Source organism: Kitasatospora setae KM-6054 (assembly GCF_000269985.1).
Taxonomy (GTDB): domain Bacteria; phylum Actinomycetota; class Actinomycetes; order Streptomycetales; family Streptomycetaceae; genus Kitasatospora; species Kitasatospora setae.
Window position 1 is genome coordinate 689,882 of the sequence record NC_016109.1, and the last position, 21,113, is coordinate 710,994.

16 protein-coding genes are annotated in these 21,113 nt (G+C 74.1%); 4 read left to right on the forward strand and 12 right to left on the reverse strand.

Annotated features, from left to right (window positions below; all coding sequences use genetic code 11):
- Nucleotides 1-24: 24 nt before the first annotated feature.
- The 4 genes from KSE_RS02970 to KSE_RS02985 are packed head-to-tail and all read right to left on the reverse strand — an operon-like array spanning nt 25 to nt 4,977.
- Nucleotides 25-1,839: a glycoside hydrolase family 36 protein gene (locus tag KSE_RS02970; RefSeq protein WP_014133783.1), complete on the reverse strand. Its 1,815-nt coding sequence runs from the start codon at nt 1,837-1,839 to the stop codon at nt 25-27.
- Between the two features lie 5 nt (nt 1,840-1,844).
- A complete protein-coding gene (locus KSE_RS02975) occupies nt 1,845-2,666 on the reverse strand; it encodes a carbohydrate ABC transporter permease (protein WP_014133784.1) in 822 nt (273 codons plus the stop codon).
- Nucleotides 2,663-3,634 carry a carbohydrate ABC transporter permease gene (locus KSE_RS02980; protein WP_014133785.1) on the reverse strand — a complete coding sequence of 324 codons (972 nt, stop codon included), beginning with the start codon at nt 3,632-3,634 and terminating at the stop codon, nt 2,663-2,665. Before KSE_RS02980 ends, KSE_RS02975 begins: the two co-directional genes overlap by 4 nt.
- Nucleotides 3,631-4,977, reverse strand: coding sequence for an extracellular solute-binding protein (locus tag KSE_RS02985; RefSeq protein ID WP_014133786.1), 1,347 nt, complete (start codon nt 4,975-4,977; stop codon nt 3,631-3,633). The genes KSE_RS02980 and KSE_RS02985 overlap by 4 nt, the downstream gene beginning before the upstream one ends.
- A 219-nt stretch (nt 4,978-5,196) precedes the next feature.
- Between KSE_RS02985 and KSE_RS02990 the strand changes: the two genes are divergently transcribed.
- A complete protein-coding gene (locus KSE_RS02990; protein ID WP_014133787.1) occupies nt 5,197-7,578 on the forward strand; it encodes a CBM35 domain-containing protein in 2,382 nt (793 codons plus the stop codon).
- Nucleotides 7,579-7,656: 78 nt separating this feature from the next.
- Here KSE_RS02990 and KSE_RS02995 read toward each other — a convergent pair whose 3' ends face one another.
- Nucleotides 7,657-8,004: a hypothetical protein gene (locus KSE_RS02995; protein WP_014133788.1), complete on the reverse strand. Its 348-nt coding sequence runs from the start codon at nt 8,002-8,004 to the stop codon at nt 7,657-7,659.
- A gap of 144 nt (nt 8,005-8,148) precedes the next feature.
- On the reverse strand, nt 8,149-8,664 hold the full coding sequence (locus KSE_RS03000) for a MarR family winged helix-turn-helix transcriptional regulator (protein ID WP_014133789.1): 516 nt from the start codon (nt 8,662-8,664) through the stop codon (nt 8,149-8,151).
- A 48-nt stretch (nt 8,665-8,712) separates the two neighbouring features.
- Here KSE_RS03000 and KSE_RS03005 point away from each other — a divergent pair, with 48 nt between their 5' ends.
- Entirely contained in the window at nt 8,713-9,675 is a 963-nt protein-coding gene (locus KSE_RS03005) for an EamA family transporter (RefSeq protein ID WP_014133790.1), read from the forward strand.
- Nucleotides 9,676-9,787: 112 nt separating this feature from the next.
- Here KSE_RS03005 and KSE_RS03010 read toward each other — a convergent pair whose 3' ends face one another.
- Nucleotides 9,788-10,177 (reverse strand): hypothetical protein, encoded by a 390-nt coding sequence (locus KSE_RS03010; protein ID WP_014133791.1) that lies wholly within the window; start codon nt 10,175-10,177, stop codon nt 9,788-9,790.
- 305 nt (nt 10,178-10,482) lie between these two features.
- On the opposite strand from KSE_RS03010, the gene KSE_RS03015 reads away from it, so the two are divergent.
- Nucleotides 10,483-13,680, forward strand: coding sequence for a penicillin acylase family protein (locus KSE_RS03015; protein ID WP_014133792.1), 3,198 nt, complete (start codon nt 10,483-10,485; stop codon nt 13,678-13,680).
- A gap of 18 nt (nt 13,681-13,698) precedes the next feature.
- Here the strand turns inward: KSE_RS03015 and KSE_RS03020 are convergent, their stop codons facing one another.
- The 5 genes from KSE_RS03020 to KSE_RS03040 form a co-directional block, all read right to left on the reverse strand.
- Entirely contained in the window at nt 13,699-14,226 is a 528-nt protein-coding gene (locus KSE_RS03020) for a hypothetical protein (protein WP_014133793.1), read from the reverse strand.
- Nucleotides 14,227-14,263: 37 nt separating this feature from the next.
- Nucleotides 14,264-14,803: a hypothetical protein gene (locus tag KSE_RS03025; protein ID WP_014133794.1), complete on the reverse strand. Its 540-nt coding sequence runs from the start codon at nt 14,801-14,803 to the stop codon at nt 14,264-14,266.
- Between the two features lie 121 nt (nt 14,804-14,924).
- Nucleotides 14,925-17,021, reverse strand: a complete 2,097-nt coding sequence (locus KSE_RS03030; protein ID WP_014133795.1) for a dipeptide ABC transporter ATP-binding protein — start codon at nt 17,019-17,021, stop codon at nt 14,925-14,927.
- A complete protein-coding gene (locus tag KSE_RS03035; protein ID WP_014133796.1) occupies nt 17,018-18,031 on the reverse strand; it encodes an ABC transporter permease in 1,014 nt (337 codons plus the stop codon). The genes KSE_RS03030 and KSE_RS03035 overlap by 4 nt, the downstream gene beginning before the upstream one ends.
- A complete protein-coding gene (locus tag KSE_RS03040) occupies nt 18,028-19,011 on the reverse strand; it encodes an ABC transporter permease (protein ID WP_014133797.1) in 984 nt (327 codons plus the stop codon). The genes KSE_RS03035 and KSE_RS03040 overlap by 4 nt, the downstream gene beginning before the upstream one ends.
- A 360-nt stretch (nt 19,012-19,371) precedes the next feature.
- On the opposite strand from KSE_RS03040, the gene KSE_RS03045 reads away from it, so the two are divergent.
- Entirely contained in the window at nt 19,372-21,078 is a 1,707-nt protein-coding gene (locus KSE_RS03045; RefSeq protein ID WP_014133798.1) for an ABC transporter family substrate-binding protein, read from the forward strand.
- Nucleotides 21,079-21,113 lie beyond the last annotated feature (35 nt).

The following is a 21,113-nucleotide window of genomic DNA, read 5'->3' on the forward strand; positions in this document are numbered from 1 at the left end:
GCGGACGACGCTCCGCCGGGCCGCTCACTGGACGCCCCGGATCCGGGCCAGTCCCATCCGGGGGACCCGCACGCCGTGCAGGCCCGGGGCCAGGGTGTTCCGGGTCCGCCCGATCATACGGCCGTCGGGGCCGTGCACCTCCATCTCGGCGTCCACCGGGCCGCCCCGGACCTCGACCACCACCCGGTCCGCGGCGCTGCCGTTGACCAGCACGGTCTCCCGGTGCGCGGCGGGGTCGAGCGGGACGACCCGCTCGGTGTGCACGTCGACCACCCGGACGCCGTCGGCGACCGACTCGACCAGGGTGTACTGCTCGTCGGGGCGGCCGGGTTCGACGTCGCCGTCCAGCAGTTGGGGCCGCAGCTCGCGCCAGCGGGCGAGCCAGAAGCGCAGCGCGTCGAGGTGCTCGGCGGGCAGTTCGTCGAGCCGGACGGAGACCTGCGGGACGGCGTGCAGGGTGCTGATCAGGTTGCGGGCGGCGGTCTCGACGGGCGCGCCGGCGTCCCAGAGCAGCGGGTCGCTGTGCACGGCGCCGCCGGCGGCGAGCAGTCCGGTGTCCAGGGTGCGGATCCGGTTGGCGGTGGTGTCGCCGGGGCAGTCGAAGGAGCGCAGCAGGTTGCCGAACTCGGCCATCGCGGGCCCGACGTAGGGCTGGCGCAGTTCGAGCAGCAGCTCGGGGCGGACGGCTTCGAGGGCCGCGCGCAGGTCGGTGAGCAGGCCGATCAGGGCGGCGCCGACGTCTCCGCCGCCGTCCCGGGCGTAGACCATCGCCTCGTCCAGGAAGTCGACCTTGAGACCGTCGAAGCCGTGCTCGCGGACCAGCCGGACGCAGGTGTCGACGACGTGCGCGCGCACCTCGGGGCGGCGCGGGTCGAGCACGTGCGCGCCGGGGACGCCGGCCGGGCGGGGGGCGTACCGGGCCCAGGCGGCGTGGCAGTCGGCGTCGGGGCCGAGCAGCAGCGGGGCGGTCCAGGCGAGGTAGCGCAGGCCGGTGGCGCGGACGGCGGCGACGTGCGCGCCGAGGTCGGGGAACTTGGCCTCGTCGGGCCGCCAGTCGCCGACCCCGGCGTAGCCGCGGCCGCTGCCGTGCCGCTGCCAGCCGTCGTCCAGGATGGCCGCGCCGAAGCCGAGCCCGGCGGCGAGCGCCGCCTGCTTCTCCACCTCGGCGGCGCTGACCCGCTGGTTGTAGGCGTACCAGGTGCACCAGAGCGGGAGCCGGGCGGCCTCGGGGACGGGCATCGCGGCGGTGCGCGCGGCGTACCAGGCGCGCAGCGGGCGCAGCGCGGCGGCGACCGAGGGGGCGCGCGGGGCGAACAGGACGCGGTGGACGCGGTCGGCGGGGGCGAGGTGGAGGTGGACGACGTAGCTGTCGTTCTCCTCGGAGACGCCGTAGCGCAGGGTGGTCTCGCGGACCGGGTCGGCGGCGGCGAAGGTGAGCAGGGTGGCGCCGGAGTGGTCGTGCAGGCAGCCGGCCGGCAGGCCCTTGACCAGGCTGGTGGCGGCCCGGCCCTCCCAGTCGGCGACGGGGGTGCGGCGCCAGTCGGCGCCGGGGTGCCAGTAGCCGGCGGCGTCGCCGAGCGGCAGGGTGAGCCGGACCTCGACGTGCGCGCCGGGGGCGTGGACGGCCAGGACGGTGAGTCCGGAGGGGTCGCGGGTGGCGGTCCAGGCGGTGTCGGCGCCGTCGGCGAGGACGGCGGCCCGGACGGTGTCGAGCAGCGGCGCGTACCGGGCCGGGGCGAGTTCGGCGGTGGTCACGGCCTCGTCGGCCGGGGTGGCGACGGCGGCGGTGACGGGCCCGGGGGCCGGGGTGGTGACGGGCCCGAGGGCCGGGGTGGTCACGGTGGTTACTCCTTGACGGCACCGGCCAGCAGGCCGGAGACGAAGTGGCGCTGGAGGGCGAGGAAGACGATCGCCATCGGGATCGCGGCGACGGCGGTGCCGGCCAGGATCGCGCCGTAGTCGGTGTCGGTGACGCCCTTGAGCGAGGCGAGCGCGACCGGGACGGTCAGTGCGGCGCTGTCGCGCAGCACGATCAGCGGCCAGACGAAGTCGTTCCACTGGAACAGGAACAGGAAGATCGCGAGGGCGGCGAGCGCGGGCCGCATCGGCGGCAGCACGACCCGCAGGAAGAGCCGGAGTTCGCCGCAGCCGTCGATCCGTCCGGAGTCGAGCAGTTCGTCGGGGATGGTGCCCATCGACTGGCGCATCAGGAAGATCCCGAACGGCAGCGCCAGGTTGGGCAGGATCACCGCCTGGTAGGTGTCGAGCCAGCGCAGGTCGGCCATCAGCTGGAACAGCGGGACGAGGGTGACCTGGGCGGGGACGACCAGGCCGAGCATCAGCAGCGCGAACAGCCCGTGGCGGCCCTTGAAGCGGTACTTGGCGAAGGCGTAGCCGGCCAGCGTGCAGACGGTGCCGGCGCACAGGGTGTAGATCCCGGCGATCAGCAGCGAGTTGAGCACGACCCGGCCGAAGTGCGCCTGGTCCTGGAGGGTCCGCAGGTTGGCGCCGAGGTGGCCGCCGGGGGCGAGCGGGGGCGGGGAGCCGAAGATGTCGGTGTTGCTGTGGGTGGCGGCGACGACCAGCCAGTAGAACGGGAGCAGGACGGCGGCGAGCGTGAGGGCCAGGCCCCAGGTCAGGGTGATGCTCCGGGCGGTGGTTCTCATCGCTTGCCTCCGGGCTTGTGGCCGGGCTTGTGGCCGGACTTGTCGCCGTCGCGGTCGCCGAGCACCTTGAACTGGACCAGGCCGAGGAGGCCGATCAGCACGGCCAGCGCGTAGGCGATGGCGGAGGCGTAGCCGAAGTCGAAGTAGCTGAAGGCGTTCTGGTACAGGTACATGCCGATGGTGAGGGTGGCGTTGTCCGGTCCGCCGCGGGTCAGGACGTACGGCTCGTCGAAGATCTGCAGGGTGCCGATGGTGGAGAGCACGGTGGTGAGCAGCAGCGCGGGGCGCAGTCCGGGCAGGGTGACGTGCCGGAAGGACGTCCAGCCGCCGGCGCCGTCGACGGCGGCGGCGTCGTACAGCTCGGTCGGGATGGTCTGGAGGCGGGCGAGCAGGATGACCGCGTTGTAGCCGGTGTAGTGCCAGGTCAGGGCGAGGGCCAGGGAGAGCTTGGCCCACAGCGGATCGGTCAGCCAGGGGACGGCGTCGATGCCGGCGAACTGCAGCAGCCAGTTGACCAGGCCGTACTTCTCGTTGAGCAGCACCGAGAAGATCACGCCGTAGGCGACCAGGCCGGTGACCATCGGCAGGAAGAAGCCGAGCCGGAAGACGGCGCGGGCGCGCAGCAGCCGAGAATCGAGGGCGACGGCGAGGCCGGTGGCGAGGGCGAGCATCAGCGGGACCTGGACGACCAGGACGGTCGCGGTGTTCTTCAGCGCGGTCCAGAACAGCGGGTCGTGCAGCAGCCGGGTGTAGTTGTCGGCGCCGACGAAGGTGTCCTGGCCGTCGACGGTCTTGTGCAGGCTGAGCACGAAGGACCGGGCGATCGGGTAGAGCTTGAAGACGGCGAACAGGGCGAGCGCCGGCAGCACGAACAGGTACGGGGCCGCCCGCCGGGCCCCGGACCCGGGCCGGCGGCGGGCGGTGGCGGTGCCCGGGCGGCGGGCGGTGGTGGTGCCGGGGCTGCTCATCGGACGACCTTGCGGCCCGTCTGCTGGGCGAGCTGGTCGGCGGCCTGCTTGAGCACGTCGGCCGGGGCGGCGCCCTTGAGCAGCACCTTGGTCTGGGCGTCGGTGACGACCTTGAGCGCGCGGGCGTAGTCGGCGCTGTAGTTGAAGGCCGGGGAGGGGGCCTTGAGCGCCTCCAGGAACACCTCGCCCTTCTGCCGGCCGCCGAAGAACGCGGACGGGGTGTGGAAGGCCGGGTCGTCGTAGGCCGCCATCAGGGCGGGGGCGATGCCCTTGTCCTGGTAGATCTTCACCTGGGAGGCGGGCCGGGTGAGCGCGAACTCGACGAACTTCCAGGCGGCGGCCTGGTGCTTGCTGGTGCCGGAGATCGCCAGGTGGGTGGAGTTGACGGTGGCGGCGGTGGAGCCGCCGCGGCGGACCGCCGGGGGCAGCCGGACGCCCCACTTGCCCTTCTCCTCGGGGACGGTCTCCTCGATGATGCCGCCGTACCAGGTCGGCATCGGCAGGACGGCGCTGGTGCCGGCCTTGATCGCGGCGATCTGGGCGTTCCAGCCGCCGGAGAGGTCGGCGAGCAGGTCGGCGTCGTTGAGCTGCTTGATGATCGTCATGGCCTTGACGGCCTCGGGCGAGTCGAGGGTGATCGCGCCGTCCAGGTCGAAGTAGAACGCGCCCTGGAGCTGCAGCAGCAGTTGGAAGAAGTTGGCGGCGTCCGGGACGGAGGCGGGCTTGTCGATGCCGAGCAGGTACTTGCCGGTCTTCGCCTTGATCGTCTTGCCGGCCTCGACGGTGTCGTCCCAGGTGTCGAGCGCCTTCACGTCGACGCCGGCCTGCTCGAACACGTCGGAGCGGTAGTAGAAGCCGCCCGAGTTGGCCTCCCACGGCAGGGCGTTGATCCGGCCGTTCCTGCCGCCGACGGTGGCCCACAGGCCCTGGGCGAAGGCGTCCTTGTAGCGGTCGGCGCCGAGCTTGGCGAGGTCGGCCAGGCCGTTCGGGAACTTCTCCGTGTAGCCGGGCAGGTAGTCGATGCCGATGTGCAGGACGTCGGCGAGGCCGGCGCCGCCGGCCGCCAGGCCGGTGGTGATCTTGTCCCAGATGGCCGGGTTGCCGATGTCCTCGACGGTGACCTTGACGCCCGGGTACTGGACGTTGAACGCGGGGACCAGCGCCTTCAGTTCGGCGGCCGGACCGGCCCAGCTCCAGACGCTGATCTCGCCCTGGTCGGCGGCCCCGACGGCGCCGCCGCCCCCGCCGCTGCCGGACCCGCTGCAGGCGGCGAGGCCGGTGAGGCCGGCTCCGGCGGCGAGGGCTCCGCCGGCTCTCAGGACGGTGCGACGGGACAGGCTCATGGGGGGAACCGCCTTGTTTTCCGAGGGTGGCGAGGGTGGGCCGACGGGGGCGTCGGCGTGCCAGGACGGTAGCAACCAGCGGTTTTGACTTGCAAGATGTCATTGAAAACTTTCTGCCGGTTATGGCACCCATAGCGTGCAAGTGTCTTGTTGGGCTTCCGACAGGGCTGCTAGCGTCCGGCACCGCATCCCCCGTCACCCATCTGACCGGAGACCCTCATGCGCCCTGCCCGCCCCGCCCGCACCGCCCGCTCTGGCCGCCCCGCCCGCACGACCCTGCTGGCCGCGCTCTCGACGGCCGCCGTGCTGGCCCCGCTGACCGTCGCCGTGCCGACCGCCGACGCGTCCGCGGCCCTGCCGAAGCTCACCAACGCCGGCTTCGAACAGGGCAGCGCCGCCTGGCACTTCACCGACGGCACCGGCGTCGCGACCAACAACCCGCACAGCGGGAGCAAGCTGGTCTACCTGGACGACGGCACCGGCAAGAAGGTCTGGCAGACCGTCAGCGCCCGCAAGGGCGGCAGCTACGACGTCTCGGCCTGGATCGCCACCGGCTGGACCGGCGGCAGGTTCACCGTCCGGGTCAACGGCGCCGTCGCGGGCGGCGTCGACCTGCCCTACCGGGCCGCGTACGCCCGCTACACCGTCCCGCGGATCGCGGCGAAGGCCGGCGACCGGATCGAGATCGCCTTCGAGTCGGGCGACGGCTGGATCAACGCGGACGACGTCTCGCTGGCGCTGTCCGGCCCGGCCGTCACCGACCCCGGCTTCGAACAGGGCGGCGGCGGCTGGCAGTTCACCGACGGCACCGGCGTCGCGACCAACAACCCGCACAGCGGGAGCAAGCTGGTCTACCTGGACGACGGCGCCGGCCCGAAGGTCTCGCAGACCCTCACCGCGAACGGCCCCGGCACCTACTCCTTCTCCGCCTGGATCGCCACCGGCGGCCCCGGCGGCACCTTCACCGTCCGGGTCAACGGCACCGCGGCGGGCACCGTCGCACTGCCCGCCGCACCGAAGTACGCCCGCTACACCGTCCCCCGGGTCGCGCTGAAGGCCGGCGACCGGGTCGAGATCGCCTTCGCCTCGGCGGCCGGCGCCGGCTGGGTCAACGTCGACGACGTGATGGTCTCCCCGCTGCCCGCCACTCGGCCCAAGGTCGCCTCCTCCGACCCGAAGATCGCCGAACTCTTCGCCTGGGCCGCCGACAAGGCCGGCAGCTGGGCCCAACTGCCCGGCGCCACCGGCCCGGTCAACGCCGACGAGCGGCAGACCGGCGGCACCGGCTCCACCACCTACGAGGCGTCGTACTGGGCGGGCTACGCGCACCGCTCCGCCTTCTACGGCCGCGACACCGCCCACCAGGTGGACGGCGCCGCCGTGCTCGGCCTGGACGCGGAGAACCGCGACATGCTCGGCGCGTTCGCCGCCACCGCCACCGAGGAGCACGCGTACTACCCGGTGTGGGCGCTGAACTTCGACGACCGCACCAACCTGTCGATCGACTACCGCAGCCCGAGCGTCTTCGTCCGCGAGGTGCCCTCGACCTTCGAGCTGGTCGAGAAGGCCGACAAGGCGTACCGCTGGAGCGGCGACGCCTCCTACGTGAACGACCCCGCGCTGTGGGCCTACTACCAGCACGCCACGAACGAGTTCATCGCGCTGCACGACTCCGCCAAGCCCAACGGCGTCGCCGAGGGCACCGGCAAGGGCATCTTCTCCGGCGCGGCCAGCTACGACGAGAGCGGCGACGACCGCTTCGCCGAGGCCGGCGACTCGATCGGCTCCCAGTACCAGGCCCTGCTGGCCGTCGCCGACCTGGCCGCGGGGCGCGGCGACAGCGCGCTGGCCGCGCGGTACCGGCAGCGCGCCGCCGACCTGAAGACCTACTTCAACACCACCTGGAGCGGCACCGGGACCGGCGCCGACATGGTCCGCGGCTACAGCACCAGCGGCACCCCGATCACCGGCTGGGGCCGGGAGAACAGCTGGTTCATGCCGCTGAAGAAGATCGTCGACGCCGGGCCGCGCAACGACGCCTACCTCGACTACATCGACGAGCAGTCGCAGGGCGACGAGCGCCCCAGCAACATCGAGGCGTACACCTACCTGCCGGACACCTTCTTCGCCTACAACCGCAACGACACCGCGTGGAAGTGGATGCAGTACGTCTACGACCGCCGCGACGAGCGCCACATCGTCACCAAGCAGGGCCCCAACGGCGACTACCCGGAGGTCTCCTTCACCCTGCTCAGCCAGACCGTCCAGGGCCTGCTCGGCGTCGACCCGGACGCCCCCGCGCACACCCTGGCCACCGCCTCCCACCTGCCGACCGGCACCGACTGGCTGGGCATCGACGACCTCGCCGTCGGCCGCAACACCTTCGCGCTGCGCCACGACGGCGCCACCGCCTCCACCCTGACCAACAAGACCGGCGCCGACACCTACACCTGGGAGGCCCGGATCCCCGGCACCCACGCCACCCTGACCGTCGACGGCACCCCGCGGCCCGCCGCCACCAAGACCGTCGACGGCACCGTCTACTCCTACGTCACCGTCCCGGTCGCCCCGGGCGCCACCGCCACCGTCCGCGCCTCCTGACCCCGCCCCCTCCCCGCACGCGCCGCAGCGCCCCGGCCGCCGCCGGGGCGCTGCGGCGTCCTCACGCCGGGGCCGCCGTCACATCCCGGTGCCGTAGTAACCGCCCACCCCGCGCCGGTAGTCGGCGTCCAGGGCGTGCGACTCGCGGTGGTACTCAGGGGAGTTCTTGATCTCCTCCTTGGCCCGGTCGACCCAGACCGTCTTCTCGCTCTCGTCGATCAGCCGGATCACCCCCGCCGGCAGCAGCACCTCCCGCCCGAAGATCCACGGGCCGGTGTCGACCACGATGTAGCCGTCCTCGGCCTCGTACGAGTGCTTGTCCACCTTGCCGATGTGCCCGTCCGTCGCCTCGACCCGGTACCCGGTCAGGTCGACGCCCGGCTGGTAGCCCTCGGCCTTCTCGTAGCCCCACATGCCGTCGCTCACAACTTCCTCCTTGTCGAGGGGAGTTCATCGATCTGCGAACCGGCTGCCCGGTTCCGGCGCGGACATGCGCGGCTATTCGTGCTTTTTCGGGCGGGGTCTTTCTCGGGCTGGGCCTTCTCGGGCGGAGCCTTTTCCGGGCGGGGCTCAGCGGGCCGGTTCTCCCGGGGGTTCGAGGCGGGCCAGCCAGCCGGTGAGCAGGGCCTCCAGTTGGGCGGCCTCGGCGGGGGTGAGGGGGGCGAGCAGGTCGTGCTCGTTGCGGATGTGGTCGGTGAAGGCGCGGTCGAACAGGTCGCGGCCGGCCTCGGTGAGGGCGACCACCCGGCCGCGCCGGTCGTCGGCGGCGGGGCGGCGGGCGACCAGGCCGGCCCGCTCCAGGCGGTCGATCCGCTTGCTGACGGCGCCGGTGGTGACCATGGTGTGGGCGGCGAGTTCGCCGGGGGCCCGCTCGTACGGGGCGCCGGCCCGGCGCAGGGCGGCCAGCACGTCGAACTCGCCCTCGCCCAGGTCGTAGCGGGCGTAGACGGCGGTCAGCTGGTGGGTGAGCAGGGTGGCGACCCGGTGCAGGCGGCCGATCACGCCCTGCGGGGCGACGTCGAGGTCGGGGCGTTCGCGGCGCCAGGCGGCCTGGATCCGGGCGACGTGGTCGAGGGGCTGCTCCATGGTCCCAGCATAACCGGGATGTCTTCCTCGGAAGCTATATTGTCTTCCATGGAAGCGATACTCCGGTGGGGCGCGCTCACCGCCCTCGCGCCCGTCGCCTGGGGCGCCAACTACTACGTCACCCACCACTACCTCCCCGCCGACGCCCCGCTCTGGGGCGCCGCGCTGCGCGCCCTCCCCGCCGGGCTCCTGCTGCTGGCCGCCGCCCGCCGCCGCCCGCGCGGCGCCTGGTGGTGGCGCTCGACCGTGCTCGGCGCGCTGAACACCGCCGCGTTCTTCGTCCTGGTCTACCTCGCCTCGCAGCGGCTCCCGGCCGGCACCGCCGCCACCGTGATGGCCCTCTCCCCGCTCGCCCTGATGCTCTCCGCCTGGCCGCTGACCGGCGAACGCCCCCGCCCCGCCCAGCTCGCCGCCGGCGCCGTCGGCGTCACCGGCGCGGCCCTGCTGCTCGCCGCCCCCACCGGCCCGCCCTCCCCCGCCGGCCTGCTCGCCGCCCTCGGCGCCCTGCTGGTCTCCGCCGTCGGCCACGCCCTCACCAAGCGCTGGACTCCCCCGGACGGCGGCCCCGGCGTCCTGGCCCCCACCGCCTGGCAGCTGACCATCGGCGGCCTGCTCCTGCTGCCCGTCGCCGTCCTCGCCGAGGGCCCGCCGCCCGCCCTGACCGGCGCCGCGCTGCCCGCCTTCGCCTACACCTCGCTGATCGCCACCGCCCTCGCCTTCCTCGCCTGGTTCGCCGGCCTGCGCCGCCTCCCCGCCGCCACCGTCGGCCTGATCGGCCTCCTCAACCCCGCCACCGGGGCCCTCCTCGGCACCACCCTCGACCACGAGCCGCTGGGCCCGGCCCAGTTCACCGGCATGGCCCTGATCGCGGCCGGCCTCCTGCTCGGCCGCCCGCGCGCCGCCCCTGGAGTCTCCACAACGGCCGGAACGGCCGGAACGGCAGCCGGAGCAACGGAAGGAGCCCGCGATGGGAACCGGCTTCCAGGTCAGCGCCGACCGGGAGCGCGCTGAGCCGTGGGCCTTCGGCCGCTCGGTCCCGGCCTCGGCCTCGGCCTCGGGGCGTTCGTCCGGGAGTTCGGCGCGTGAGGCGCCCCGGCGGGTGAGGCCCCGGCGGGCGGCGGGTTCAGTGCGTGTCGACCAGCCGGGCCGGGACGGCGAGGACCGCGAGGCGGCCTGCGGCGGCGGCGGGGCGGAAGTCGAAGGGGCTGGTGAAGGGGCCGGTGACGAGGATCAGGGTGCGGTGGGCGCGCAGGGCGCGGGCCCATTCGCGGGCGGCGGCGAGCGGGCCGTCGTACCAGGGGGTGCCGTCGGGGCGGGTGACGACCAGGCGGGTGCCGTCGTAGGCGGCGGCCCAGTCCTCGCGGAGCGCGGGGAGGGTGTCGGGTCCGGTCCAGCCCTCGCCGGCGGGGGCGGGGCGGTGCGGGGCGGCAGGGGCGACCAGGGCGGGGCGGTGGTCGGCGAGCAGGTCGGGCCAGGGCGGTCGGGCCCGGTCACCGCCGTCGGTCCGTTCCATTCCGTCCGCCCCCTGTGATCACCGGTGGTTCCGGGGGCCTTTCGGAGCGCGGGCCGTTCCGGATCGGCCGCGGCCCGCCCGTGCGCGTTCCGGGCCGCCCGGACGGGTCTCGGGGCGCGGGCCGCCGCGGAGGGGCCGCGGCACGGCCGTGCGCGTTCCGGCCTGCCCGGACGGGTCGTCAACTCGCGTTCATGACAGGCGGATGACAGTTCCGTGGCGCCGTCCGCCGGACCCCTACCCGGGGGTCACTTCGCGGACTAACGTGCGGCCGGACTTCCGATACCCCCTGTCAGGAAGAGGCCCAGGTGCCCGCTGCCCCCGTCCCCCGCCGACTGCGCTCGGCGACCCTCGCCGTGCTCGCCTCCGCCGCGCTGCTGCTCGGCGCGCTCACCGCCCAGCCCGCCGCCGGCGCCGCCGCCGGGCCCGTCCCGGCCGCCGGGGATCCGTGCCTGGGGCAGTGCCAGGACATCCTGACGGCGGGCGAGAACGGCCACGCCACGCTGGCCGGGATCCTGCTGCACCAGAGCGTCGGGACCCGCCCGGCGCACTCCGCGGACCAGGTCGACGCGTACGACGCGCTGCTGCACGACTACAGCGGCCTGACGCCGGACCAGCTGTCGGCGTACTTCGACGACGCCTCGTTCGGGGTGCCCGCCGGGCAGGTGGAGAGCACCGCCACGCCGCGTCCGGGCGTGACCATCACCCGGGACAAGGCGACCGGCACGCCGCACGTCAAGGGCGTCACCCGGTCCGACACCGAGTTCGGCGCCGGGTACGCGGCCGGGCAGGACCGGCTCTGGCTGATCGACGTGCTGCGGCACGTCGGCCGCGGGCAGCTGTCCTCGTTCGCGGGCGGCGCGGCGGGCAACCGGGCGCTGGAGCAGAGCCTGTGGGCGGTCGCCCCGTACACCGAGGCCGACCTGCAGCAGCAGCTCGACCGGGTGCGGGCGTCCGGCCCGCGCGGGGCGCAGGCGTGGCAGGACGTGCAGGACTACGTGGCGGGCCTGAACGCGTTCGCGGCGGCCGACGTCGCGGCCAACAACTACCCGGGCGAGTACGTGCTGACCGGGCACGGTTCGACCATCGCCCCGTTCACGGCGACCGACGTGGCGGCGATCTCCTCGGTGATCGGGGCGATCTTCGGCGGCGGTGGCGGCGGCGAGGTCGGCAACGCGCTGGCCCGGATCGCGCTGCGCCAGCAGTACGGCGCCGAGGCGGGCGACCGGGCGTACGCGGCCTGGCGCGCCGGGGACGACCCGGAGGCGACGGCCACCGTGCACGACGGCACCTCCTTCCCGTACGCGGCCTCGCCCGCGAACCCGGTGGGCACCGCGCTGCCGGACCCGGGCTCGGTCGCCGCCGTCCCGCACACCGCCAACGGCACCGGCACCGGCGCGGCGGTCGCGAGCACCGCCCAGTCCGCCGAAGGCGTGCTGCCCGCCGACCTGATCACCGCGAAGAAGGGCATGTCGAACGCCCTGCTGGTGTCCGGCGCGCACACCGCCTCCGGGCACCCGATCGCCGTGTACGGCCCGCAGACCGGCTACTACGCGCCGCAGATCCTGATGGTGCAGGAGCTGGACGGCCCGGGCCTGCGCAGCCGGGGCGCGTCCTTCCCCGGGCTGAGCTTCTACGTGGAGATCGGCCGCGGCCTGGACTACTCGTGGAGCGCGACCTCCGCCAACCAGGACATCACCGACACCTTCGCGGTCGACCTGTGCGAGCCCGGCGGCGGCACCCCGAGCACCTCCTCGACCGGCTACCTGCTGGACGGCGCCTGCACCCCGTTCGAGCGGCTGACCCAGCACAACGCCTGGCAGCCGAGCACCGCCGACTCGACCGCGGCGGGCTCGTACGACCTGGTGGCGCTGCGCTCGGCGTACGGCCTGGTCACCCACACCGGGACGGTCGGCGGGCGGCCGGTGGCGTACACCGCGCTGCGCTCGACCTACCGGCACGAGGTGGACTCGGTGATCGGCTTCCAGCAGTTCAACGACCCGGCGGCGATCACCTCGGCGGCGGCCTTCCAGCGCGCCGCGCAGGACATCGGCTACACCTTCAACTGGTTCTACGCGGACGCCGACCACACCGCGTACTACAACTCCGGCACCGAGCCGCTGCGCGCCCCCGGCACCGACCCCGACCTGCCGATCCTGGCCCGGTCCGGCTACACCTGGCAGGGCTGGGACCGGGCCGCGAACACCTCGGCGGTCGAACCGCCGGCCCGGCACGCGCAGTCCACCGACCAGGACTACTACGTCAGTTGGAACAACAAGCAGGCACCGGGCTTCACCTCCGCCTGGGGCAACGGCGCCGTGCACCGGGCCGACCTGCTGGACACCCGGGTGAAGGCGCTCGCCCAGCGCGGCGGCGTCACCCGGACCGACCTGGTCCAGGCGATGGAGGACGCCGCCAACGTCGACCTGCGGGCCGAACGGGTGCTGCCCGAGCTGCTCGCGGTGCTCGACTCCGCGCCGGTCGCCGACCCGGCCGCGGCCGCCGCGATCGCCAAGCTGCGGGCCTGGGCGGCGGGCGGCTCGCACCGGCGCGAGGCGAGCAAGGGCGCGGGCGCGTACACCGACGCGGAGGCGATCCGGATCCTGGACGCCTGGTGGCCGCTGCTGGTCGAGGGCGAGTTCCGGCCCGGCCTGGGCGACGCAGCGTGGGGCGCGCTGACCGCCGTCGCGCCGATCAACGAGACGCCCTCCGGCGGGCAGTTGGGCGCGACGTCCGGCGGCGACGACATCGCGGCCGGCCAGGCGCACAAGGGCTCGGCGTTCCAGCACGGCTGGTGGTCGTACGTCGACAAGGACCTGCGGACGGTGCTCGGCCGGCCCGTCACCGGCCCGCTGGACCGCGCCTACTGCGGCGGCGGCGCCCCGGCCGCCTGCCGGCAGCTGCTGCTGACCACCCTCGGCCAGGCCGTGGCCACCCCCGCCACCACCACCTACCCGGCGGACAAGTACTGCGCGGCGGGCGACCAGCTGTGCGCCGACTCGATCGTGCACCGGGCGATGGGCGGCATCACCGTGCCGCGGATCGCCTGGCAGAACCGGCCCACCTACCAGCAGGTGGTGGAGTTCCCGGCCCGCCGCACCGACGACCTGACCAACCTGGCCCGGGGCGCCACCGCCACCGCCTCCGACTACCAGGACGCCGTGGTGGTCGCCTACCCGCCCAAGCAGGCCGTCGACGGCGACCCGGGCACCCGCTGGGCGTCCAAGACGGTGGCCACCGCCTGGCTGAACGTCGACCTCGGCAGCGTCCGCAAGGTCGGCCGGGTCGTCCTCGACTGGTCCGACCAGTACGCCACCGCCTACCGGATCGACCTCTCCACCGACGGCACCACCTGGCGCACCGCCTACTCCACCACCACCGACCGGGGCGGCCTGGAGAACCGCGCCTTCCCGCCCACCGACGCCCGGCACGTCCGGATCGTGCTGCTCGCCCGGGGCACCGACAACCGCTACTCGCTCGACGAGGTCGGCGTCTACGCCAAGTGACCCGTTCGCCCGGCCCGTTCAGCGGGCCGGGCGGACCATCACCAGCAGGCGCGGCGAATCGGCCGTCGCCGCCTGCGAGTTGAACGCCTCGTACCCCCAACTCTCGTACACCCGCAGCACCTTCCCCTCCCCCGCCAGCGGGTTGACCATCAGCACCGCCCGGCCCTCGGCCCGGCCCGCCACCAGCGCGTCGTGGATCCGGCGGGCCGTGCCGCTCCCCCGCCAGGCCGCCCGGACGCCGATCTCGCGCAGCGCCAGCACCGGCGCGTCGGTGAAGCCCGCGGGCAGCGGCTCGGCCATCCGCGCCCAGTAGCGGTCGCCGGCCGCGACGGTGGTGCCGTACGCGTACCCGACGACGCCACTGCCTTCGGCGCGCCCGAGGACCAGCCCGAACCCGGGCCCGGCCGCGTACCCGTCGAGGCGCTCGGCGAACGCCGCCACCCGGTAGTTCGGCAGGTGCAGCAGCGGCGCCCGGACGTCCGCGTACACCGCCAGCAGCTCCCGGCGCGCCCCACCGGTCAGGGTGCCGTACCGGCTCAGCTCCACGCTCACTCCCGTCGCCCCTTCCTCGCGGCCGGTCCGGTCAGAGGCCGGTGATGACGGTGTCGCCGGTGAAGTCGAGTTCGGCCACGCCGGTGGTGGAGCAGGCGTCGAGCTGGGTGTTCGCGGCGACGGCGGTCGAGCTGACGGTGGCGCCCTGGAAGGTGCCGGCGGTGATGCTGCCGGCCAGTTCGACCACGGTGGTGCCGTTGACCACCCGGGTGTTGATCCGGGTGAAGGAGAAGGTGCTGGTGGTGGAGTCGTTCCAGGTGTAGGTCTTGCTGCCGGTCGGGAAGTTCAGCAGGTCGGTGCAGGTGAGCGTGGTGGTGTAGTGGTCCGAGGCGGTGGCGGAGGTGTAGCCGGTCGGCAGGCCGGTGCACGTCCAGGAGGTGCTCGCGTCGACGGTGACGCTCTGCGCGGTGTCGGTGACCGCCGGGCTGTAGGTGGCGGTGGTGCTCGCCGCGCAGTCGAGCAGCACGGTCTGGCCGTGAGCGGTGCCGGCCGGCACCAGCACCGCGGCCAGGACGGCGGCGGCCAGGGCGGGGACGGAGCGGGCGGTGGCGGAACGGCGCGGGGTACGCATGGGTGCCTCCGTACGGTGGTGCGTGCTGGGGTCCCCCCATGATGGGCCGTCGGACCGCCGGGCGACAGCCGCGTGTCCGGTCCGCCGCACGCCCCGGGGGCGCCCGGGGCTCAGGTGTCGCTCACCCGTCACTCCAGTGGCAGGCCGCCGTGTGGCCGTCGCCCGGCTCGGCCGTCGGCGGCTCGGTGGCGCAGCGGGCCTGCCGGGCGGGCGGGAGGGTGGTGTGGAGGGGGCAGCGGGCGCGGAACGGGCAGCCGGTGTGGCGGGCGGTCGGGGACGGCGGGTCGCCGGCCAGCAGCAGGCGGGGGCGGGCCCGTTCGGCCGCCGGGTCGGGCAGCGGGACGGCCGCCAGCAAGGCCCGGGTGTACGGGTGGCGGGGGCGGCCGAGCACGTCGGCGGCCGGTCCGGACTCGACGGTGCGGCCCAGGTACATGACGGCGACCCGGTCGGCGAGGTGCCGCACCACCGACAGGTCGTGCGACACGAACAGGTAGGCCAGGCCGAGTTCGGCCTTCAGCTGCTGGAGCAGGTTGACCACCCCGGCCTGCACCGAGACGTCCAGCGCCGAGACCGGCTCGTCCAGCACCAGCAGGTCCGGCCGGACGGCGAGCGCCCGGGCGATCGAGATGCGCTGCCGCTGGCCGCCGGAGAACTCGTGCGGGTAGCGGTCGGCGTGCGCCGGGTCCAGGCCGACCTGCCGCAGCAGCGCCGGGACGCGGCGGCGGGCCTCGGCGGTCGGCACCCGCTGGGCGAGCAGCGGCTCGGCCAGGACGTCGCCGACCGGCATCCGCGGGTCGAGCGAGGCCGCCGGGTCCTGGAAGACCATCTGCACCCGGGGCCGCAGCCGCCGGACGGCGGCCCGGTCGAGCGTCCCGGTGTCCTGCCCGAGCAGTTCGATCCGGCCGCCCTGCGGCGCGGCCAGCCGCAGGATCTCGGACAGCGTGGTCGACTTCCCCGAGCCGGACTCGCCGACCAGCCCGAGCGTCTCCCCCCGCCGGACGTCCAGGTCCACCCCGTCGACGGCGTGCACCTCGCCGCCGCGCCGCCGCAGCACCCCGCCCCGCCGCCCGGCGAAGCTGCGCCGCAGCCCCCTGACCACGAGCACGGGCTCCCGCCCGTCCCCCGCCCCCGGCACGGCGGCGGGCAGCGCCGGCACCGGGTACACCTCGGCGGGCGCGGGCCGCACGGCGGCCAGGTGCGCCGCCCGCACGCACGCCGCGAGGTGCGCGTCGGCGGCGGGCGGCAGCGGCTCGGCGGCCGGGGCCGGGGGCGCTGCCAGGAGCACCGAAGCCTGTGCGCCTTCGAGGCCCGCCAGGGCCGGTTCGGCGTCGTGGCAGCGGGCTTCGGCGAGCGGGCAGCGGGGGGCGAAGGCGCAGCCGGGGGCGGGCGGGTCGTCGGGGGTGGGCGGGCGGCCGGGGATGGGGACGAGCGGGCCGCCGGGGCCGTCGAGGCGGGGGACGGCGCCGAGCAGGCCGAGGGTGTAGGGGTGCCGGGGGGCGGTGAAGAGGTCGTGGACGGGGGCGGTTTCGACGATCCGTCCGGCGTACATGACGGCGACCCGGTCGGCGGTGCCGGCGATCACGCCGAGGTCGTGGCTGACCAGGACGAGGGCGGCGCCGGTCTCGCGCCGGGCGGTGCGCAGGACGTCGAGCACCTGGGCCTGGATGGTGACGTCGAGGGCGGTGGTGGGTTCGTCGGCGAGCAGGACGTCCGGATCGTTGGCGACAGCCATGGCGATCATGGCGCGCTGCCGCATGCCGCCGGAGAACTCGTGCGGGAAGGCGTCCAGGGCGCGGGCGGGGTCGGGGAGGCCGACCAGGTCGAGGAGTTCGGCGGCGCGGCGGCGGGCGGCGGCGCGGCCGAGGTCCTGGTGGACGCGGAGGGCTTCGGCGATCTGGTCGCCGATCCGGTGGACGGGGGTGAAGGCGGAGAGCGGGTCCTGGAAGACCATGGCGATCCGGCGGCCCCGGACGGCGGACAGCTGCCGGTCGGGCAGGCCGAGCAGTTCGCGGCCGTCGAGGCGGACGGAGCCGCGGACGCGGGCGCCGTCGGGCAGCAGGCCGAGGAGGGCGAGCGCGGTGACGGACTTGCCGGAGCCGGACTCGCCGACCAGTCCGAGCGTCTCGCCGCGCCACAGGTCGAGGTCGACGCCGCGGACGGCCGGGTGGCCGTCGAAGTCGACGCCGAGGTCGCGGACGCTGAGCAGCGGGACGGTCATGCGGCACCCCCACGGCGCGAACGGCGGAAACGGCGGGAACCGCGCGAACCGCGCGAACCGCGCGAACCGCTCGGACGCCGGGAACGGCGGTCGCCGGCGGCCGTCGGGTCGAGCGCGTCGCGCAGCCCGTCGCCGACCAGGTTGACGGCGAGCACGAACAGCACCAGCAGTCCGGCGGCGAAGTAGAACAGCCAGGGGAAGACCGGGGCCTCGGCGGCGCCGGCGGCGAGCAGGGTGCCGAGCGAGACGTCGGGCGGGCGGACGCCGAAGCCGAAGTAGGAGAGCGCGGCCTCGCTCATCACGGCGCCGCCGACGGCGACGGTGGCGTCGACGATCAGGAAGGAGGAGACGTTGGGCAGCACGTGCCGCCAGATGGTCCGGAACGGTCCGACGCCCATGTAGCGTGCGGCGGCGACGAATTCGCGTTCCCGGAGCGAGCGGGTCAGCGAGCGGACCACCCGGGCGGTGACCATCCAGTTGAAGCCGGCCAGCAGCAGGACGAAGGCGATCCAGCCGCTGCCGCGCAGCCGGGGCGAGAGGACGGCGATCACCAGGAAGGCGGGGAAGATCAGCATCAGGTCGACCAGGAAGGTCAGCAGCCGGTCGGTCCAGCCGCCGAAGTACCCGGCGCAGGCGCCGACCAGGGAGGCCAGTCCGGTGGAGAGGACGGCCACCAGCAGGCCGATCGCCAACGACTTCTGCAGGCCGCGGACGGTCTGCGCGAACACGTCCTGGCCGAGCCCGTTGGTGCCGAACCAGTGGGTGGCGGACGGGGGTTGGCGCAGCGCGGTGTAGTCGGGCGCGGCGTAGTCCCAGGGGGTGAGCCAGGGCCCGGCGAAGGCGAGCAGGAACAGCAGCGCCAGGACGGCGAGCCCGGTGAGCGCCCCGCGCGAGGCGGCGAGCCGGGCGGCGGCCAGCCGCAGCCGCCCGCGCGGGACGACGGGGTCGGCGGCGTCGGCGGGCTCGGCGGGCTCGGCGGGCTCGGCGAGGGCGGTCGCGGGGGCGCTCACGCGGTCCTCACCCGGGGGTCGAGCGCGGCGTGCAGGGTGTCGGCGAGGAGGCCGGCGGCGAGCACCACCACGGCGGCGAACAGGTTGACGGCGGCGACCGAGTTGACGTCCTGTTCGTTGACGGCCTGGATGAACCACTCGCCCATGCCGTGCCAGCCGAAGACGGTCTCGGTGATGGCGGCGCCGGTGAACAGGCCGAGGAAGGCGTAGGCGAACATCGTGGTCATCGGGATGACGGCGGTGCGCAGCCCGTGCCGGACCAGGGCGCGGCCGCGGGTGAGGCCCTTGGCGCGGGCGGTGCGCAGGTAGTCGGCGCCGAGCACGTCGAGCATGGTGGCGCGCTGGTAGCGGCTGTACGCGGCGAGGCCGCCGAGGGCGAGCGAGAGGGTGGGCAGCAGCAGGTGCAGCGCCCAGTCGGCGAGGTGGGTGCCGAGTCCGCCGGCCAGGTTGGGGGTCTCGTAGCCGGTGAACGGGACGACCTCGTGGCCGGCGGCGTCCTTCGCGGCGATGGCGCCGTTCTTGAGCAGCAGGGCGACCAGGAAGACGGGGGTGGAGAGCAGCACGAAGGAGAACACGGTCAGCAGCCGGTCGGAGATCCGGTACTGGCGGACCGCGCTCCAGGCCCCGGCGGCGACGCCGAGCAGCATGCCGAGCAGGCTGCCGACCAGCAGCAGGCGCAGCGAGACCCAGATCCGGCGGCCGAACTCGTCGTTGACGGCGGTGCCGTGGATGGTGCGGCCGAGGTCGCCGCGGAGCAGTCCGCCGGCCCAGGTGCCGAAGCGTTCGACGACGGGGGTGCGGTCGTTGAGGTTGAGCGCGGTGAGCTGCCGGTCGACGGAGGCGGCGGAGGGGCGCGGCTGCTTGGCCTCGAAGTAGGCGCGCGGGCCGAGCGCGCTGCCGGTGAGGACGTACGACAGGAACACCGCCGCGAGGAGCAGGGCGGCGTAGTAGCCGAGCCGTCCCGCGAGGTATCGCGTCACGGTCTGCCTCCGGTGTGGTTCGCACACCTGGGGAACATGGGCATTTGCCTTCGCTAGTACGGGTTTTGACGCACTTTCGCGCAGCAGTTGTACGCCATGCCGGGCGGTCCGTCCAGGGTTCGGCGGGTCGCCGGGTCCGGGCGGCCCGGTGAACCCAATGGTCAGAGTGGATCAGACGAGTGCGGACGGCGCGTTTCCGTCGTGTTGCACCGCGTTTCTTTTCGATCAGTTCCGCGCACCACCCTGGCGACCGGACTGACGGGCTGTTACGTTCGGCCCGCCGACATCGTTTTGGCTGCCCACAGTCAAGCTCCGCCACACCTGGCGGCCCCGACTCTTCGAGATCCGAGGACTCCCCCGATGCGCAGACCGCCCGCTCCCCGCCCCACCGGACACCGCACCGGTCGCGCCGCCGCCGCGGCCCTGGCCGTGCTGCTCGCCGCGACCGCCTGCAGCTCCGCGGGCGGCGGGTCGGCCGACGTGGCGAAGACGGTGGCCCCCACCGTGGACGCCGAGGACAACAACCCGCAGCCGCCGGAGAACGTCAAGGACGGCGGCGAGCTGCGGCTGCCGCTCCAGCAGTGGATCACCCAGTGGAACCCGTACCAGGTCGACGGCCGGTACGGGGACGCGGTGGAGATCATGTACTACACCGAGGCCAAGCTCTTCCGGGTCGACGCCAAGGGCGTCTTCCACCCCGACCCCTCGTACCTGGTCTCCGCCGAGGTCACCTCCACCTCGCCGCAGGTGGTGACGTACAAGCTCAACCCGAAGGCGGTCTGGTCGGACGGCACCCCGATCGGCTACCGCGACTTCGCGGCGGTCTGGAAGGCGTCCAACGGCAAGGACCCGGCGTACAACATCGCCGACCCCTCCGGCTACGAGCAGATCTCCGCCGTCGAGCAGGGCAAGGACCCGGGCGAGGTCAAGGTGACCTTCGCCGAGCCGTACGCCGACTGGCAGAACCTGTTCAACCCGCTGCTGCCGGCCGCCGGGATCTCCGCCCCGGCAGACTTCAACGAGGGCTGGGTGGAGAAGGTCCCGCTGTTCGGCGGCCCGTTCGTGGTCTCCAAGGCCGACAAGACCGCGCAGACGATCACCCTGACGCCCAACCCGCACTGGTGGGGCCCGAAGCCGAAGCTGGACCGGATCACCTACCGGGTGCTGGACGCCGCCGCGATCACCCAGGCGTTCCTGAACAACGAGACCGACTTCGCCTCGGCGGGCAGCGCCGCCTCGTACGGCCAGCTCAAGGACGCCCCCGACGCGGCGATCCGCACCGGCACCCCCTGGGACGAGGTGCACATCTCCTTCGGCGGCAACGGCCCGCTGGCCGACCAGAAGGTCCGGCAGGCGCTCGGCCGGGCGCTGGACCGCGCCTCGCTGATCAAGATCGCCAACAAGGGCGTGCCGGTGGAGTTCAAGCCGCTCGGCAACCACCTGTTCATGACCAACCAGAACGGCTACCGCGACAACTCCGCCGACTGGGCCGCCTACGACCCGGCCACCGCGAGGAAGTGGCTGGACGAGGCCGGCTGGAAGGACGCGGGCGGCAGCCGCAGCAAGGACGGACAGCCGCTGGAGCTGCACTACGTGCTGAACGACAGCTCCAACCAGGCCCAGGCCGACCTGGCCACCGCCGTGCAGAACATGCTCCAGCAGGTCGGCGTCAAGCTGACCGTCGACAAGGTGCCCAGCAAGGAGTACTTCACCAAGTACATCAACCAGGGCAAGTTCGACCTGGCCAGCTGGCGCAACACCGACTCCTTCCCGCTCTCCCAGACGGTGTCGATCTACCGCGCCCCGCAGGGCGACAACGTGTTCGGCAACTACTCGAAGCTGAGCACCCCCGAGATCGACGCCCTGCTGCGCAAGGCCGCCGCCACCCTCGACCCGGCCGCCGCCGCCGAGCTGTACAACCAGGCCGACGCGAAGATCTGGGAACTCGGCCACACCCTGGAGCTCTACCAGCGCCCCAGCATCGTCGCCGTCCGCAAGGGCCTGGCCAACTACGGCGCGGGCAGCCTCGCCAGCACCGTGATCACCTCGGTCGGCTGGCAGAAGTAACCCGCACCGGGGACGGCGGACGGGCCCGGCCTCGG